General features: G+C 73.1%; 13 protein-coding genes. 8 read left to right on the forward strand and 5 right to left on the reverse strand.

Translation table 11 applies throughout. The features are described from left to right. The first annotated feature begins 129 nt into the window (after positions 1–129). Positions 130–1,260 carry a peptidoglycan recognition protein family protein gene (locus ACQ452_RS15045; RefSeq protein ID WP_433384521.1) on the forward strand — a complete coding sequence of 377 codons (1,131 nt, stop codon included), beginning with the start codon at positions 130–132 and terminating at the stop codon, positions 1,258–1,260. Between the two features lie 53 nt (positions 1,261–1,313). Here ACQ452_RS15045 and ACQ452_RS15050 read toward each other — a convergent pair whose 3' ends face one another. Next, a complete protein-coding gene (locus ACQ452_RS15050) occupies positions 1,314–2,561 on the reverse strand; it encodes a hypothetical protein (protein ID WP_433384524.1) in 1,248 nt (415 codons plus the stop codon). Between the two features lie 377 nt (positions 2,562–2,938). On the opposite strand from ACQ452_RS15050, the gene ACQ452_RS15055 reads away from it, so the two are divergent. The 4 genes from ACQ452_RS15055 to dinB all read left to right on the forward strand — a co-directional run bounded on the left by ACQ452_RS15055 (position 2,939) and on the right by dinB (position 6,902). Next, positions 2,939–4,513: an FMN-binding glutamate synthase family protein gene (locus tag ACQ452_RS15055; protein ID WP_433384527.1), complete on the forward strand. Its 1,575-nt coding sequence runs from the start codon at positions 2,939–2,941 to the stop codon at positions 4,511–4,513. 72 nt (positions 4,514–4,585) lie between these two features. Further along, a complete protein-coding gene (locus tag ACQ452_RS15060) occupies positions 4,586–4,990 on the forward strand; it encodes a DUF2809 domain-containing protein (RefSeq protein ID WP_433384530.1) in 405 nt (134 codons plus the stop codon). A gap of 57 nt (positions 4,991–5,047) precedes the next feature. Further along, a complete protein-coding gene (locus tag ACQ452_RS15065; RefSeq protein WP_433384533.1) occupies positions 5,048–5,572 on the forward strand; it encodes a GNAT family N-acetyltransferase in 525 nt (174 codons plus the stop codon). A gap of 142 nt (positions 5,573–5,714) precedes the next feature. Then, positions 5,715–6,902: a DNA polymerase IV gene (gene dinB / locus ACQ452_RS15070; RefSeq protein ID WP_433384536.1), complete on the forward strand. Its 1,188-nt coding sequence runs from the start codon at positions 5,715–5,717 to the stop codon at positions 6,900–6,902. A gap of 54 nt (positions 6,903–6,956) precedes the next feature. Here the strand turns inward: dinB and ACQ452_RS15075 are convergent, their stop codons facing one another. Next, entirely contained in the window at positions 6,957–8,561 is a 1,605-nt protein-coding gene (locus ACQ452_RS15075) for a Na+/H+ antiporter (RefSeq protein ID WP_433384539.1), read from the reverse strand. A 196-nt stretch (positions 8,562–8,757) separates the two neighbouring features. Then, positions 8,758–11,190, reverse strand: a complete 2,433-nt coding sequence (locus tag ACQ452_RS15080; protein WP_433384542.1) for a M14 family zinc carboxypeptidase — start codon at positions 11,188–11,190, stop codon at positions 8,758–8,760. A 922-nt stretch (positions 11,191–12,112) separates the two neighbouring features. On the opposite strand from ACQ452_RS15080, the gene ACQ452_RS15085 reads away from it, so the two are divergent. The 3 genes from ACQ452_RS15085 to ACQ452_RS15095 all read left to right on the forward strand — a co-directional run bounded on the left by ACQ452_RS15085 (position 12,113) and on the right by ACQ452_RS15095 (position 14,138). Then, positions 12,113–13,063, forward strand: coding sequence for an N-acetylmuramoyl-L-alanine amidase (locus ACQ452_RS15085; protein ID WP_433394157.1), 951 nt, complete (start codon positions 12,113–12,115; stop codon positions 13,061–13,063). A 114-nt stretch (positions 13,064–13,177) separates the two neighbouring features. Beyond that, positions 13,178–13,654, forward strand: a complete 477-nt coding sequence (locus tag ACQ452_RS15090) for a GNAT family N-acetyltransferase (RefSeq protein WP_433384545.1) — start codon at positions 13,178–13,180, stop codon at positions 13,652–13,654. Between the two features lie 169 nt (positions 13,655–13,823). Further along, positions 13,824–14,138 (forward strand): hypothetical protein, encoded by a 315-nt coding sequence (locus ACQ452_RS15095; RefSeq protein ID WP_433384548.1) that lies wholly within the window; start codon positions 13,824–13,826, stop codon positions 14,136–14,138. An 88-nt stretch (positions 14,139–14,226) separates the two neighbouring features. Here the strand turns inward: ACQ452_RS15095 and ACQ452_RS15100 are convergent, their stop codons facing one another. Continuing rightward, positions 14,227–14,646 carry an MmcQ/YjbR family DNA-binding protein gene (locus ACQ452_RS15100; RefSeq protein WP_433384551.1) on the reverse strand — a complete coding sequence of 140 codons (420 nt, stop codon included), beginning with the start codon at positions 14,644–14,646 and terminating at the stop codon, positions 14,227–14,229. A gap of 124 nt (positions 14,647–14,770) precedes the next feature. After that, a complete protein-coding gene (locus ACQ452_RS15105; protein WP_433384554.1) occupies positions 14,771–17,203 on the reverse strand; it encodes a carbohydrate-binding module family 20 domain-containing protein in 2,433 nt (810 codons plus the stop codon). Positions 17,204–17,259: the final 56 nt, after the last annotated feature.

Below are 17,259 nucleotides of genomic sequence, written 5' to 3' on the forward strand. Positions count from 1 at the left end.
TCATCCTGCCAGGCGCAGGAGGCTGGCGCAGCGCCGAACCTTGGCAATATCCTCCACTGCACACGCGATGCCTGGAGTTCCTTTTCACGGGGCCGCCCCGCCCTCAGCTCCGGCCGCAGAGGAGATGCGATGCACGTCGAGAGTTCCGCCCTGGACCGCCGGACCCTGCTGCGGGCCGGCCTCGGCGCCGCCACGGTCGCGGTCGTCGGCAGCCAGCTCGCCCTGCCGTCCGCCGCGCGGGCGGACCCCGGCACCGACCTGGACTGGATCTACGGCTGCGACGAGTGGGGCGCGCGTCCACCGGCGGACCCGCTGGCGGTCAGCGCCATCCCCACCAACAAGATCATCGTGCACCACATGGCGTTCCCCAACGTCACCGACTACTCCGAGGCCCAGGGGATCAAGCTGGCCCGCGACTGCCAGGACCTGCACATGGACGGCAACGGCTGGTCCGACACCGGCCAGCACTTCACCATCAGCCGCGGCGGCTACGTGCTGGAGGGACGCCGGGGCAGCCTGGAGCGGCTGCGGGCCGGCGACCGCCAGATGATCTCGGCGCACTGCCCCGGCGAGAACGGCCGGGCCATCGGCATCGAGAACGAGGGCACGTACGTCACCGAGACCCCGCCGGAGGCGCTGCTCGACTCGCTGGTCGCCCTCTGCGCGACCATCTGCCGGCGGTACGGGCTGCACGCCCACGACATCTTCGGCCACTGGGACTTCCGCACCACGGCGTGCCCCGGGGCGGCCTTCTACGGACAGTTCCCCACCCTGCGCCGCCGGGTGTTCGCCGAACTCGGCACCGACCTCGCCGACGTGCCGGCCCGCCGCTGGCCCGACCTGTGGCGCTTCGTCGGCTCCCCCAGCGTCCGGGTGGCGCAGTACCTGCTGGCCCACCGGGGCTACCCCGTGCCGGTCAACAGCGTCTTCGACGCCGCCACCGTCGCGGCCGTGCAGGACTGGCAGCAGCGCAACGGCATCCCGGTCGACGTCGACGCCACCCTCACCGCGCCCACCTGGGAGACCCTGGTGCCGGAGTTGGGCAAGGACGCCGTTGGCCTGCCCGTCAACGCCGTGCAGTTCCTGCTGAACTTCCAGAGTCACCCCGAGGTCGCCGTCACCGGCGAGTACGACCACCCGACCAGGATGGCCGTCAAGGACATCCAGCGGCGCCACGGCCTGCCGGCCCACGGCAAGCTGGACCTCGACACCTGGTGCGCGCTCGTCGGCGGCATCGTGCGCCGGTCGTTGCGCCACTGACCCAGCACCGGCGGTGACCTGACCACCGCGCGCCGGCCCCTATGGACGCGACCTCACCCGGGCAGCCGGAACAGCACCATGCTGACCCGGGTGAGGTCGCCGTACGACAGCCGGCGGGTGGTGTCGCCGTCGCCGGGCCGCACGGCCACCTGGATGCGGATCTGGCTGTGCTCTGGGAGTTCGATGTTGACGTCGGGGGTGCTCACGACGAAGACGCCACCGGCGGTGTCCGGGTTGATCGACACCAACTCCTGCGTCAGCAGCGGCGTGTCGCTCTCCGGATGGCCCGGCTCGAGGTACTCCGCCCGCACCCGGACGAGATCGTCCCGCTGCAACCCGCGCAGGTCGACCGTGGCCTGCACGCCGACGATGCCGGCCTCGGGCAGGGTCCAGTGGTATTCGCCGTCTTCCCAGCGGATCGCGTGGAAGGCGTCGGTGGCGTCGAGCGTCACGTCCCGGTATGTCCCGCTGATAAACTTGGCGATCACTTCGTCGTCCCCTTCCGGCGCTCGTGCGCCGATCATTTCGGCGAAATCCTCGGCGGTGCCACGAAAGGCGTCGGCATCGCAGGTGTGTTGCCGACCTATTATCGCCGAATCCGTGTACTGCCAGATTCGCGGCATCATCTCCGGCCTGCCGTAGCGGACCCAACCCGGCCCGGAATCGCCGCCCGCACGCGCGTAGGCGGCCTTGAAGTGCTCCGCCACCCGGTACGGGTAATTGGCGTTCCAGCGGGGATGGTCGCCCAACTCGTCCGATCCGTACTGACCGCGCGAGGCGTACATCACCGCGACCTTGCCGCTGCGCGCCTGCAACTCCCGGGCCGCCTCGACCCCGACGCGCGACGGCACGTCGTCGGTCGGCCAGCGCTCCAGGTCGATCTGCCAGAAGAACCGGTCGTAGTCGCGCCACCAGGAGGTGTGCCGATCGGCGTAGTCGATGGCCGTCCTGACCTGGTCCTCGATGGAGACACCCGAGTGCACCACGACGTACATCCCCAGGAAGGGAATGCCGGCGTCCTTGGCCGCGGTCAGCATGAGTCCGTAGTACTGGCTGTGGAAGGTGCCCCCCACGGACTGCTCGGTGCCCTTGTAGGTCATGAAGTCGATGCCCGCCGCGCGGGCCTCCCGGATCCGGTCGACCGTCAGCCCCCGGTCGACGTCGTAGTCACTGGCGTCCCAGCCGTATAGCGTCACGTACGGCACCTCCCGCATTTCCTCCGGAATCGTTCCGGAAATTGTTGGAGCCGTTCCGGAGTCACCCTTACCGAATCGGCGCGACAGCAACTGGACAAACTTCATGCGATATCCCGGAGAAAATGGATGAAGTCGGTGAGATCCACATCGGCCAGAAGGTCGCCGACTCGGGTTGGGTGTCCGTGCGACCGATGCTACCGCCCCCGAGAGGACCAGACAATTGCCCACCGGTAATTATTTACTCGAACAATATTCGTCAATTTCTAAAATTGAATGGCGACTGTCGGAGGTGAATTCGGGTCCGCATTCGCGTTCCGCCGGCCGCGCCCACCGGTGCGTTCGCCCGCCCCAGCGGCCCCCGCCCCGGATCCCCGCCCCGACCGTCCCGGTGGGGGCCGGCCTCGATCCGCCCGCCGGCATCGGTCGCCGCCGGTTCGCCCGGGGTCGTTTGGCCCGGGGCCGTCGCGGAAAGAGTGGCGGGCATGAAATGGGCCAGTCGAGCCGTACCCGCCGTCGCCGCCGCCGTCGCCGCGCTGGCCGCGCGGGACCTGCTGCAACGCGACCACGCGCTGCTGCGCAACTTCCCGGTGCTCGGACGGGCCCGGTACCTGCTGGAGTCCATCGGGCCCGAGCTGCGCCAGTACATCGTGGCCGGCAACAACGAGGAGCGGCCGTTCACCCGCGACCAGCGCCGATGGGTGTACGCGTCGGCGAAGCAGGAGAACAACTACTTCGGCTTCGGCACCGACAACGACATCGAGTTCACCCCCGGATACCCCATCATCAAGCACCGCACCTTCGGTCGGGCCGTCCCGCCGTCGACGCCGGGTGCCGGGCACGACGTCCGGCTGCCGTGCGCCAAGGTGCTCGGCGCGGCCCGGGGGCGCGCCCACGCGTTCCGGCCCGAGTCGGTCGTGAACATCTCCGGAATGAGCTTCGGGTCCCTGTCGGGCAACGCCGTGCAGGCGCTCAACCGGGGCGCCGCCCTGGCCGGCTGCCTGCAGAACACCGGCGAGGGCGGGCTGTCGCCGTACCACCGCAAGGGCGGTGACCTGATCTTCCAGCTCGGCACCGCGTACTTCGGCTGCCGGGACGAACACGGCCGGTTCAGCCTCGACCGGCTCAAGGACCTGGTCGCCGGCGCGCCGGTGCGGGCGCTCGAGATCAAGCTCAGCCAGGGCGCGAAGCCCAGTCTCGGCGGCCTCCTACCGGCGGCCAAGGTCTCCGCCGAGATCGCGGCGACCCGGGGCATCCCGCAGGGGCGCGACTGCGTCAGCCCGTCGCGGCACGCCGAGTTCTCCGACTGCGACAGCCTGCTGGACTGGGTGGAGTTGCTCGCCGCCGAGACCGGCCTGCCGGTCGGCATCAAGTCCGCCGTCGGCGACCTGGGCTTCTGGGAGGAACTGGCCACCCTGATGCGCGACACGGGGCGCGGGGTCGACTTCGTCACCGTCGACGGCGGCGAGGGCGGCACCGGCGCCGCGCCGCTGATCTTCACCGACTCGGTGTCGCTGCCGTTCCAGCAGGGCTTCGCCCGGGTCTACAAGGTCTTCGCCGAGCGCGACCTGCACGAGCAGGTGGTGTTCGCCGGCGCGGGCAAGCTCGGCCTGCCCGACAACGCGGTGGTCGCCTTCGCGCTCGGTTGCGACCTGGTCAACGTCGGCCGGGAGGCGATGCTGGCGATCGGCTGCATCCAGGCCCAGAAGTGCCACACCGACACCTGCCCCACCGGCGTCGCCACCCAGAACCCGTGGCTCGTCCGAGGCGTGGACCCGGCCTCGAAGTCGGTCCGCGCGGCGAACTACATCCGTACGCTGCGCCGGGACCTGGTCAAGGTCGCCGAGGCGTGCGGCGTCGAGCACCCGGGCCTGATCGACACCGACGCGGTCGAGATCCTCGACGGGCGCACCGCCGCTTACCCGCTGCACGAGGTGTACGGCTACCGCCCCGGGTGGGGACTGCCGTCCCCCGCCGACCGGGCGGAGATCGTCCGGCTGATGACGGCGGAGGCTCCCCAGGGCGGCACCGCCCCACCCTCGCCGACCGCGATGTCCTGACCGTCCGCGACGCGCCACACGAGTACACGCGGAGTTCCTGGCCGCTGCGGGCGGACACCTAGCATCGCCGGAATGTCGATCACCTCTCTGCGGTGCCGGCTCCTGATGCTCGCCGCGGCCGTCCTCTTCGTGCTCGTCGCCCTCGTCGTGCGCGCGCCGGCCGGCGGCGGCCTCGAACAGCACTCCGGCACCGCACTGTACGCCTGCGTGGTCTGGGCCGGCGTGTTGTTCCTCCGGCCGCGGCTGTCGCCGCCGGTGGCCGGCGCGGTCGCGATCGCCTTCTGCTGGGCGGTCGAGTTGTCGCAGTTGACCGGGGTACCGGCGGCGCTGTCGGCGCGCAGCCCGCTGGCGCGGCTCGCGCTCGGGGTGCAGTTCGACCCGGTCGATCTGGCCTGGTACCCGGTCGGGGTGCTGCCGCTGGTGGCGGTGCACCGGATCGTCGCCGCCCGCGCCCGGCGTCGGCGGCCCACGGGATGAGCGGGCGACGCCGTTAATGGCGCGCGTCGGGTGCACGGCCGCGCCTATCGTGGCCCGGTGCTGATCAGACGCGAGACCCCCGCCGACGTCGACGCGATCCGGGCGGTGCACCTGGCCGCCTTCGCCGACCCGGAGAAGCCGGACGCCGTACCCGTCGAGGCAGGGTTGGTGGACGCGCTGCGGGCCGACGACGGATGGCTGCCGGCCCTCTCCCTCGTCGCGGCGGACGACGCCGGGCGGGTGGTCGGGCACGTGGTGTGCACCCGGGGCCGGGTCGCCGGCGAGCCGGTCGCGCTGGGGTTGGGGCCGCTCGGCGTACTGCCGGCCTGGCAGCGGCGCGGGGTCGGCTCCGCGCTGATGCACGCGGTGCTCGGCGCGGCCGACGCGCGCGAGGAGGCCCTGGTGGTGCTGCTCGGGCACCCCGACTACTACCCGCGCTTCGGGTTCCGCCCGGCGGTCGACCTCGGCGTCACCCCGCCGCAGCCGTGGGGACCGCGCTACTTCATGGCCCGCCCGCTGAGCGCCTGGCGGCCGTCGATCCGGGGCGCGTTCGCCTACGCCCGCCCGTTCGACGAACTGTAGGCGCTGGCCGCCCTCGCCGTCGCCGCCACCCCCGCCGTCGCGCCGGTCGGTCGCGCGGCCCCGGCGCCTCCGGAGGTGCCCGCCCGGCGGTGTTCGGGCAGGTCAGCGCCGCCGTCGCGGGCTTCCGTGCGAACATGTGTTCGTGTCGCGCGAGGCCAGCATCCTGCACGCCGACCTGGACGCGTTCTACGCGTCGGTCGAGCAGCGCGACGACCCGCGCCTGCGCGGCCGGCCGGTGATCGTCGGCGGCGGCGTGGCCCTCGCCTGCAGTTACGAGGCGAAGGCCCGGGGCGTGCGCAGCGCGATGGGCGGCCGGCAGGCCCGGCGGCTCTGCCCCGAGGCGATCGTCGTGCCGCCGAGGATGGCGGCCTACACGGCGGCGAGCCGGGCGGTGTTCGATATCTTCCGGGAGACCACCCCGATCGTCGAGGGGCTCTCCATCGACGAGGCGTTCCTCGACGTGGGCGGCCTGTGGCGGCTGGTCGGCCCGCCCGCCGACATCGCCGACCGGTTGCGCCGGCAGGTGCGCGAGCGGGTCGGCCTGCCGATCACCGTGGGCGTGGCCCGCACGAAGTTCCTCGCCAAGGTGGCCAGCGGCGTCGCCAAGCCCGACGGCCTGCTGGTCGTCGCCCCGGACGGGGAGCTGGCGTTCCTGCACCCGCTCGGCGTGGAGCGGCTGTGGGGCGTCGGGCCGGTGACCGCGGCGAAGCTGCGCGAGCGGCGCATCCGCACGGTCGGGCAGGTCGCCCGCCTCGGCGAGGCCACCCTGGTCTCGCTGCTCGGCGCGGGCGCCGGTCGGCACCTGCACGCGCTGGCGCACCTGCGCGACCCCCGGCCGGTGCAGGTCGGCCGCCGGCGCGGCTCGATGGGCGGGCAGCACGCCCTCGCCGCCGGCGGGCACTCCCCCGCCGAGCTGGAGGCGGTCCTCGCCGGTCTGGTCGACCGGGTGACGCGGCGCATGCGGGCGGCGACGCGAGCCGGCCGGACGGTGACGCTGCGGCTACGTTTCGGCGACTACACCCGCGCGACCCGCTCCCACACGGTGGCCAAGGCGACCGCCGACACGGCCCCGCTGCTCGCCGCGGCACGGGCGCTGCTGCGGGCCGCACTGCCCGAGATCGAACGGCGGGGCGTGACCCTGCTCGGCGTGTCGGTCGGGAACCTGGACGACTCCCCCGTCCAGCCGCCACTGCCGTTCGCGCGCGATCCGGGGGCGGACCTGGACGCGGCCGTGGACGCGGTGCGCGACCGGTTCGGGTCGGCCGCCCTCACCCGGGCGGTGCTGCTGGGCCGCGACCCCGGCCCGGAGATGCCGCTGCTGCCGGACTGAACCGCCGGGTCGTCGCCGCCCGACCCGACGGCCACGGCCGGCGCTCGGGAGCGGTCACGACGGGGGCAACGACGGCAGCATGCTCTCCTCGTGGTCCAGGTCCCGCTCCAGGACGCGCATGTCGGCGTCGGCCAGCCGACCGGCGTCCCGCCAGGCGAGCAGCTCGTCCCGCTCGGCGGTGATCATCTCCCGGCGGGCCCGCAGGGCCAGGCGATAGCGGTCGTCGATCGGCACCACCTGGTCCTCGACGGTGGAGAGCAGGGCCACCCGTTCGGTGTAGCGCTGGTGGCGGCCCTCGGCGGCCCGGCGCAGCGGGGCGGCGACGTCGCGGATGCCGGGTTCGGCCTCCGCGAGGGCGGTCAGCCGGTCGAGGGCGGCCCGCGTCGCGGCGGCGCGGGCCTCGTTGCGGGTCAGCGCCCGGCTCACGTCGGTGCCCGGCAGCCGCAGGCGGCGCAGCAGCGGGGCGAAGGTCAGGCCCTGGCCGACGAGGGTGACCAGCACCACCAGGTATGCGCAGAACAACAGCAGGTCCCGGGCGGGCGTGCTCGCCGGCAGGGTGAACACCGCCGCGAGGGTGATGACGCCCCGGGTGCCCGCCCAGCTCAGCGCGAGTAGTTCCCGACCGGACAACGGCGGGTTGTCGGGGCGGGGGTCGCCGCCGAGGCGGGCATGCATCCGGGCGGGCAGGTGCGCGCCCGCCAGCAGCCACAGCGGGCGCACCAGCAGCACGATGCCGACGGTGACGGCCGACGCCGCGACGACGGTGCCGAGGTCGTAGGCGGCCAGGCCGCGTACGACGGCGGGCAGCTGCTGGCCGATGAGCAGGAACACGTAGCCCTCGAGGAGGTACTCCACCAGGTGCCACACCGACCGGGTCTGCAACCGTGCGCCGCTGGACTGCAGGGAAGCGCTGCGGTGGCCCAGCCAGAGGCCGGCCACGACGACCGCCAGGACCCCGGAGACGTGCACGCTCTCGGCCGCCACGTAGGCGGCGAACGGGGTTCCCAGGGACAGGGCGTTGTCGGTCAGCGGGTCGGACGCCACCGCGCGCAGGCGGGCGATGACCCACGCCACGGCCATCCCGACGGCCAGTCCACCGGCGGCGACGAACAGGAAGTCACCCACGGCGTGCCCGACGGAGAACCGGCCGCCGACCGCCGTCGCCACGGCGACCTGGAGGATCGTCAGGGCGGTCGCGTCGTTGAGCAGCCCCTCCCCCTCGACCAGCGTGGTCAGCCGGGGCGACATGCCGGCGCGCCGACCGATCGACAGCGCCGCCACCGGGTCCGGCGGGGAGACGGCCGCGCCGACGGCGATGGCGAAGCTCAGCGGGACGGCCGCCACCACCGCGTTGAGGCCGAAGCCCACGGCGAGCGCGGTGACCAGGACGAGCGCCACCGACAGGCCGACCACGGTCCGGGCGTTGCGGCGCAGCGCGGTCAGGCTCGACTGCAGGGCGGCGGCGTAGAGCAGCGGGGGGATCACCAGGTAGAGCACGACCTCGGGGTCGAGCTCCAGGTTCGGGCCGGGCAGGTAGCCGTAGCCGATCCCGGCGAGGACCAGCAGCACCGAGGCCGGCAGGTTGGTGCGGCGGGCCAGGGCGTTGGCGAGGACGACCACCGCCAGGCCGCCGAGGGCCAGGGCCAACAGTGCACCCATCCCGCCGTCCCTTCCCCTGTCGGCATCCGCCGCCGGCCACCACCGTAACCGATCATGCGGTGGGAGCCGGCGCGATGGCGGGCACGGCGGAGACGACACGCGACGGGGGTACCGCCCCGCGCGGGGCGGGAACGACACGCGACCCGGGGGTGCGCCGGGTCGGGACCCGACGTACCCCCGGGTCGTGACCCGGCCGTCAGCGCCGGGGCAGGACGGCGGTGCCCTTGCGGTAGTTGCGGCCGTTGCCGTCGGGGCGGTAGTTGTTCTCCACGTTGCCCGCCGAGTCCACTGAGAACCAGTGCACCCGGGTGCCCGCCGCGACGGTCAGCGTCTCCCCGCCCTCCCGGATGCCCGCCGAGCCGTAGAGCGTCGACGCGTACGTGGGGGCGGCCCGGTCGAGGGTGTAGAAGACGGCCGCCGGTTCGCTGGTGGAGAACGTCACGTCCACCATGCCGGGCGTCGCGCTCGGCGCGACCGTCAGCGAGCTGCGCGGCCGGGTCCGGTCCTTGGCGAAGTCCCGCGCCACCCGCAGCATCTCGACCAGGCCGTTGGCGAACTCCATCGCCTCGGAGTGCGCCTCGTCCCACTCGGGCTGGAACGACGTGCCGACCTCGAAGTTCCAGGCGTAGATGCCGTACTTGTACCAGAGCATGTCACCGGAGTTGCCGGCCGCCGAGTAGAGCACGTCGGAGATGGGGCCGGTGCGGGCCGGGGTGACCGCCATGTTGCGGTGCCGCTTGATGGCCGCGAGGATCCGTGACGAGGCGCCCCAGAAGGCCGCCTCCTGGGCGAGGGTCGGCCGGGGCGCGGAGACCCGGCCGGGCAGCGCGTACGCCCCCGGCGACCACATGAAGTAGTTGCCCGAGGAGTGCAGGTTCATCGAGAACTTGACGTTCGGGCGGGCGGCCAGCCAGTCGAGGTTGCGGTTCTCCGGCTCGGAGAGCTCGCCCGGCCCGGCGTATGTGCCGCTGGTGCAGCTCGCCGACGCCCCCGAGTAGCCGTCGAAGAGGCTGTACTCGCTGTAGTTGCGGTTGTTGTCCACGCCCCAGGAGTTGCGGGCCAGGAAGTCGGCCGCCCTCGTCGTCGGGCAGTGGTTTGTCATGTTCTTGCGCTGGGAGTTGAAGTCGTAGAAGGAGTAGTGCCCGCCGTCGGGGTTGACCGACGGGGCGATCCAGATGTCGAGGTTGTCGAGCAGCTCCCGGGTCTGCCGGTCGGTGGCGTAGTTGCGCAGCAGCCGCTCGGCGGTCTCGACGGTCACCAACGGGGGGACCCATTCGCGGGCGTGTTCCTGGGCGTAGGCGAGCACGCCGAGCTTCGAGCCGTCGCGGTGCTTGCCGATCCGGATGGCGTATACCGGGTGCGGGTCGCGCGAGACGCTCGCCGGGGCGCTCAGCCCGTCGCTGAGCGGGGTCCGCGCGGCCGGCGCGACCACGCCGGTGCCCGGGCTGCCGCGGTAGGCGTACGCCCGCAGCAGCGTGCCGGCCTCGGCGTTGAGGGCCGCGACGACCTGGGCGGCGGTGCTGGTGACCCCGCCGGTGGCGTCGGTGCCGAGGGTGACCCGGACGGCCGGGCCGGTGACGGTCACCGACAGCGGGCTGTCGGCCGCGCCGGGGTCGGCGAGTTCCACGGAGACGTCGTTGCCGCCCTGGTGGCCCCAGGCCAGGGAGTCCACCGCGACGCGGCTGTCGGCGGCGGCCCCCAGGACCGCCTGGGCGTGCCGCCGGTAGCCGTTGGTCCTGTGCGGCAGCTCGACGACCTGGGCCAGCCGCGGGAACTGGGCCGCGAGTTGGCGGATCCGCGCGTACAGCTCGGTGGGCGTCAGGTAACTGGTGACGAAGTCCTTCTGGTAGCCCGGCCCCTCGGGGCCGCTGCCCGGGGTCGGCAGCCACTCCCGCACCTTCGCGACCGTCACGTCGCCGGTGGGGCTGGTGATCCGGATCCGGTCGGGCCGGCTGGTCACCGGCGCGGCGCCGCGGTGGTAGAGGTAGACGCCGGCGTCGACGAAGCGGGAGATGGTCTGCGTCCCGCCGGAGCCGATCGCGGTGCCCGGGCCGCTGTCCCGCTCGACGGTCAGGGTGTCGGTGGCCGTCTGGCCCCGCGCCCACTTGGCCTCGACGGAGAGGACCTGCTCCGTTCCGGAGGTGTACCAGTCCGCCCGGATGATCTTGACGTCGGCGACGGCGGACGCGGTCAGGCCGGCCGCGTCGGCGGCGAACTCCCGGTTCTGCGCGACGTGCCCGGCAATGGTCGCCTCGCGCTGGGCGACCCGGGCCCGGGCGTCGGCGGGGCGGTGCAGCACCTTGCCGAGGGTGAAGCCGGCGGCGGTCAACGCGGCGGACTCACCTGCGGTGACGACCGCGTGCGCGACGACACCGCTCCCGGTGCGGGAGACGTGGTGGTCGAGGTCGACGCCCGTGGCGACGAGGGCGTCGAGCTGGGCGGTGCCGGTGAGCAGCACCTCGACGACGTTCGCCTCCTCGCCGGCTTCCCGGACGAGCCCGACGGGGGTCTCGGCGGCGGGCACGACTGCCGAGGCCGGGCTGACCAGCAGCACCACGGCCGTGGCGGCGGCCAGCGCGGCCGGTACGGGAAGGCGGCGGCGCCACCGGGGACCTGAGCAGGCACGCATCTGTCGACCCTTCTGCCGGCCACGCGCCAGGTCTGCGACGTCACGACCTGGCGGAAGGAGGGTGACGGTGTCCGGCGAGGCCATCCTCGGCGCGCGCGAAGCGGTATGTCAATCCCTGTCGATGTCCCGGCCGCGCGGCGGGGGCTGGGCGTCCCGGGCGCCAGGCGGCACACCGACGCCGCCCCCGAGGGCCACGGATGAAGGAATTCTTCACCACCATCCAATCCGATGCAAGGTCTCGACATAGACGCGCGTCGCGCTATATGGTGCGGCAATCCGGGCGACATGATCACGGTCGCCCTCGTAGTCACGAGGAGTGACGGTGACTGTTCGCAGACCCCCGCGTCGGGTGAGCCAGCTGCTCGGCGGCGCAATGATCATGATGATCGGCCTGACCGGCCAGCCGGCCCAGGCCGCACCGCAGCAGGGCGCGCAGACCCTCGCCGGCGCCTTCGACCAGGCGGCGGCCCGGTCCGACGTGCCACGCGACCTGCTCGCCGCGCTCGGTTACGCGGAGACCCGGCTGGACAGTCACCACGGCGAGCCCAGCAGCTCCGGCGGGTACGGCGTGATGCACCTGACCAGCAACCCGAAGGTGCGGACCCTCGACGAGGCCGTGAGCCGCGCCCGACTGGACCGCACCGCACTGCGCACCCGGGACGCGGCGAACGTCGCCGGCGCGGCGGCGGTGCTGCGCTCGTACGCCGATCAGGCCGGGCTCACCGCGGCGCAGCGCGACGACGTCAACCAGTGGTACGGCCTGATCGCCCGCTACGGCGGCTCGTCCGACAAGGCCACCGCCCGGCTGTACGCCGACGCGGTGTACGACCTGCTCGCCAGCGGCTTCAACGCGAGCACCGCCAGCGGCCAGGTCAGCGTGGACGGCCGTCCCGTCGCGCCCCAGCGGGGCGACTACGCCGACGTGGCGCCCCTGGGCACCGCCGACATCGGCATCCAGAGCACCGACTACGGCCCGGCGGCCTGGGTGCCGGCCAACTCCGCCAACTACACGGCCTCCAGCCGCGAGTCGTCGTACCCGATCAACTACATCGTCATCCACACCATGCAGGGCAGCTACGCCGGCTCGATCAGCTGGTTCCAGAACGCCGCCGCCGGCACCAGCGCCCACTACCTGCTCCGCTCCTCCGACGGCGCGGTGACCCAGATGGTGCGGGACAAGGACGTCGCCTGGCACGCCGGCAACTGGACCTACAACACCCAGTCGATCGGCCTGGAGCACGAGGGCTACGTCAACAACGCCTCCTGGTACACCGACGCGATGTACCGCTCGTCGGCCGCGCTGACGCGGTACCTGTGCGACAAGTACGGCATCCCGAAGACCCGCAACAACATCATCGGTCACAACCAGGTGCCGGGCGCCACGCACACCGACCCGGGTCCGAACTGGAACTGGACCTACTACATGCAGCTCGTCACCGGCACCACGCCGCCGCCGCCGACGTCCTGGTCGACCATCGTCGACAACACCACCGCCGGCCGGTTCACCGCGAGCGCCAACTGGGGCACCTCGTCGTACTCGGCGCAGCGCTACGGCGCCGACTACCGGTTCGCCGACCCGGTCGCGGCCAGCGACACCGCCTGGTACAAGGTGAACATCCCGGCCACCGCCACCTACCGCGTGGAGGCCTGGTACCCGGGCGTGGCCGGTTACAACACCACCACGCCGTACATCGTGGCGACCAGCAGCGGTAACCAGACGGTCCACGTGAACCAGAGCGCCAACGGGGGTGGCTGGCGCTCGCTGGGCACCTTCACCCTGGCCGCCGGGGACGCCAACAAGGTGGGTGTCAGCCGGTGGTCCGGCAACACCGGCCTCGTGATCGCCGACGCTATCCGCATCACCCGCGTGTAACACGCGAGCTGGGCCAGGACGGGTCCCCCGCCGATGGGCGGGGGACCCGTCCTGCCATCCGACCGCCGCGCAAACCAGTGGCCGGGCCCAGGCCTGCCCGCTATCGTCCGCAGCGTGCGACTGGAGAAGATCACCCCGAGGAACCACCAGGCGGCGCTGGCGCTGTCCGTACGCCCCGACCAGGAGGACCTGGTCGAGCCGGTGGTCAGGTCGCTCGCCGAGGCGTACGTGTTCCCGGAGCACGCCTGGCCGAGGCTGATCTATGACGGCAGCCGGCTGGTCGGCTTCGTGATGGCCTTCTTCGACATCCCGTGGGATCACGACCGCAAAGCCGACGACCTGCGCTCCGGCCTCTGGCGGTTGAACATCGCCGCCGACGCCCAGGGCAGCGGTTACGGTCGGTTCGCCGTTGAGGCGGTGGCCGACGAGATCCGCGCGCGCGGCGGCACCCGCGCGTACGTCACCTGGTCGCCCCGCACGGACGGGCCGCAGGGGTTCTACCTGAGGCTGGGCTTCCGGCCGACCGGCGAGCAGAGCGGTGGCGAGACCGTCGGCGTTCTCGACCTGCGGGGCTCCGGGGCGCACGGGTGACTGGCTGCGCGGCCCACGCCGACACCCGCCGGGAGGGTCACCGCCGTGCGGCCCGACCCGGCCGGCGCCGCCGCCGGGGCCGCGCACCCTGCAAGGGCGTCGAGGTTTGACCTGCGCGGAAACTGGAGAAGGTGAAGATCGCACCTGCGTTCAAAGGGGGGACCAGCTCGTGTCCGAGACAAGTATCGAACGGTCCGACCGCCAGGTCGACCGTCCCGACGAGGTGACCGACCCGTTGCTGTGGAAGCTCGCCCTGGACGTGGCCGACGCCCACGAACCGGACGGCAACGGCGGGTGCCGCAACCTGCTCTGCGCTCGCCTCGCCTGGCCCTGCCCGCCCTGGCAGAACGCGCAGCGCGCACTGCGCATGGCGCGCGCCGAGCCCGGGCACGCGGCGGGACCGGAACAGAGCCGCACCGACCCGCCCACCGCCGTGCTGCCGCGACACACCCGACCGGCCCCGCGCACCGCGTCGGCGGCGTAGGACACCGACCGGGCCGGGCGGTGAGCCGCGCGCACCGGCCGGCGCAGACCACCGCCGCGACCGGCCGCCACGCGGCCCGCGCCGGCCGTCAGGAACGCTCCGCCGGCCCCGTCACCAGGGCGGCCAGCTTCTTCGGAGCGAGCAGGCAGTAGCTCTCCGTGAGCAGCTCGCCGACCTCCGACCAGTCGACACCCTCGTCGAGGGCCATCCCCAGCACGTCGGCGCCCCACTCGGGCTTGAAGAACGGGTGCCCGGAGGCCATCAGGGCGTGCAGCTCGTCGGCGGGCGAGCGGAACGTCAGCACGCAGGTCGGCTCGTCGGTCGCGGCGGCCCGCGCATAGGCCGCCTGGTGGTCGGGGTCGACGGCGAGCACGTGGGCGAAGGTGCGCTTGCGGACCCGCCAGCGCACGCCCACCCAGGCCGGCTCCTCGTAGCTCTCCGGCAGTTCGCGGCAGATGGCCCGCAGGCGGTCGAGTAACTCGGGCGGCACGTCTGCGGGGGCGGTCATGGCCCGCACGGTAGCCGCGCCCTGCGACACTTCCCCACCGCGGCCCGACCACCGCCCGTGCCGACCGGGGACTCCCGGCGGCCCGGATGGCCGGCCCCCGGGGCGGGAGCCGGCCGCCGGCGGGTCAGCGCCAGGTGTCGGTGCGGGTGTCGGTGCCGCCCGCCGGGGTGGTGAAGCTCCGGTTGCCGCCGGACTCCCAGGTGACGGAGCCGTCGGGGTTCTTCTTCAGGTACTTGTACTCGACGGCGGCGCCGGGCGGCAGGCTGACGGTGGCCCGCCAGATCGGGTAGTCGCCCGGGGAGAGCGCGACGGCGTTCGCCGGGTTCCACCCGCCGAGGGCGGGGAGGTTGCCGACGACGTACACGTTCTGGCCGAAGGAGGTGGTCGCGGTGGCGTGGAACGCGGTGGCGACCGGGCCGGCGGTGTCGCCGCGGAAGGTCCCGGTGACGGTGTAGCTGCCGCCGGCCGGGGTGGTCAGGGCGCGGTTCGCGCCGGCCTCCCAGACGACGGCGCCGGCCGGGGTCTTCTTGATGAACTTGTATTCCACGGTGGCGGAGCGGGGCAGGTCCACCACCGCGCGGAACACCCCGCCGGTGGCGGGCAGCCGCACCGCGTTCGCCGGCGCCCAGGCGCCCAGCGCCGGGACGCCGCCGACGACGTAGACCTCCTGCCCGCCGGTCACGGTGGCGCTGACGGTGAAGGTGGTGGCGACGGTGTCGCCGACCGGTCCCGGCACGTAGGTGTCGGTCCGGGTCGCCGTGCCGCCGGCCGGGGTGGTGAAGGTGCGCCCCGCGGCCTCCTGCTCCAGCACCGTCGTCCCACTCCGGACGAGGTAGCGGTAGGAGACGGCGGTGGCGGCCGGCAGGTCGACGGTCGCGGTCCAGGTGCCGTCGCCGGCGCGGGTGAGTGGCACCGAGGCGGCCGGGTGGCCGCTGCCGAGCGCGGGGGTGTCGCCCACCAGGTGCAGCGTCCGGTCGGCGGGCAGCGCGGCCGTGGCGGTGAAGGTGGTGGCGACCCGGACGGCCGGGCCGCCCCGGGCGTTGGCGTGCAGCGCGACGGCGCCGTTGGCGGGGATGGTGACGGTGGCCCGGCCGCCGGTCACGCTGACCGTGGCGCCGGTGCAGCCTGCGGCGGTGGCCGCGCCGGAGATGACGTCGCAGTACGCGCCGTCGGCGAGGCCGGTGACGAACTGGGCGGTGCTGGCGGCGGCGGAGTCGTTGATGCCGATCCAGCCGCGGTCGCCGCGGCGGAAGCCGACGACGTTGCTGTTGACGACCGTGAAGTCCGAGACGGTCTTGACGGCCCGGGCGGTGTTGGCCCAGCCGACCATCCCCTTGATCCCGGTGGAGCGGGTCAGGCAGGTCCACTCTCCGCCGCAGGCGGCGTCGGTCACGTGGCCACTGCCGGTGGCCGGCGGCGACTGGTTGCGGTTGGACCAGGTGAAGCTGTCGTAGACCGAGGGCCTGCCGTGCGGGTAGGCCAGCGCGAAGTAGTTGGCCAGCGTGTAGTCGGTGCCGTTCTTGTAGGACAGCACCACCCCGTCGCGTTCGAGGTCGTGGTTGGTGACCATGGCGAAGACGTTGGCGCTGGGCGCGTCGAGGTTCCAGCTCCCGACGTTGGCGAGGTTGGCGATCGAGCCCTGGAAGCTCGACCTGAGTCCCTTGGCGTACGCGAAGTCGAGGACGTCGCCGTTGCCGGTGAAGGCGCGGGCCTTCAGGGCGTCGTTCGAGGCGCCGTCGAAGATCTCCTGGGCGACGTACGGGCGCCGGTTCTCCGCGACGGTGTTGTCGAGCCTGCCGAGGATGGCCGCGAAGTCCGCCTTCCTGACGTGCTTGACGGCGTCGACGCGGAACCCGTCGACGCCCAGGCCGATCAGGTCGTTGAGATAGGCGGCGACCTTGTCGCGGACCTGTTCCTTCTCGGTGTAGAGGTCCGACAGGGCCAGCAGCTCGCAGCTGGTCACCTGGGCCTCGTTGTTCCAGTCGTTGATGCCGCCGGCGGTCGGGCAGTTGTCGCCGGCGTGGTGGAAGTCGCCGTAGCCGTACGGCACGGCCGGGTAGTCGTAGCCGGTGAAGGTGGTGCCGGCGTAGCCGACGGTGCCGGCCGGGTTGTTGACGCCGGCCATGTGGTTGACCACCGCGTCGACGTAGACGCGTACGCCGGCGGCGTGGCAGGCGGTGACCATGGTGGCGAACTGCTGCCGGTTGCCGAACCGGCTCTCCAGCTTGTAGGAGACCGGCTGGTACACCTCGTACCAGGGGTGCACCCCGTCGGCGCTGTCGGGCAGGCTGACGGATTCCTGCGGCGGGGCGACCTGGACCGCGCCGTAACCGGCGGGGCCGAGGTGGTCGGTGCAGGCGGCGGAGACGGAGTTCCAGTTCCACTCCCACAGGTTGGCCGTCACCTCGCTGTCGTTGAGCGCGGCGGCGGCCGGCGCGGCGGCCCGGGCTGGTGCGGCGGCGGTGACCACGGCGGGGGTGACGCCGGACGCGACGAGGGCGGCGGCGAGGAGCAGGCGGGGCATGCGGACCCGCGGTGGCGGTGTCGATCGGGCCATGGCAGAGAGACCTTCTTCCGGGGGACGAAGAGGCACTGACAAGCGGGACGGCCGTC

This window comes from Micromonospora sp. KLBMP9576 (assembly GCF_050941805.1).
Taxonomy (GTDB): Bacteria; Actinomycetota; Actinomycetes; order Mycobacteriales; family Micromonosporaceae; genus Micromonospora.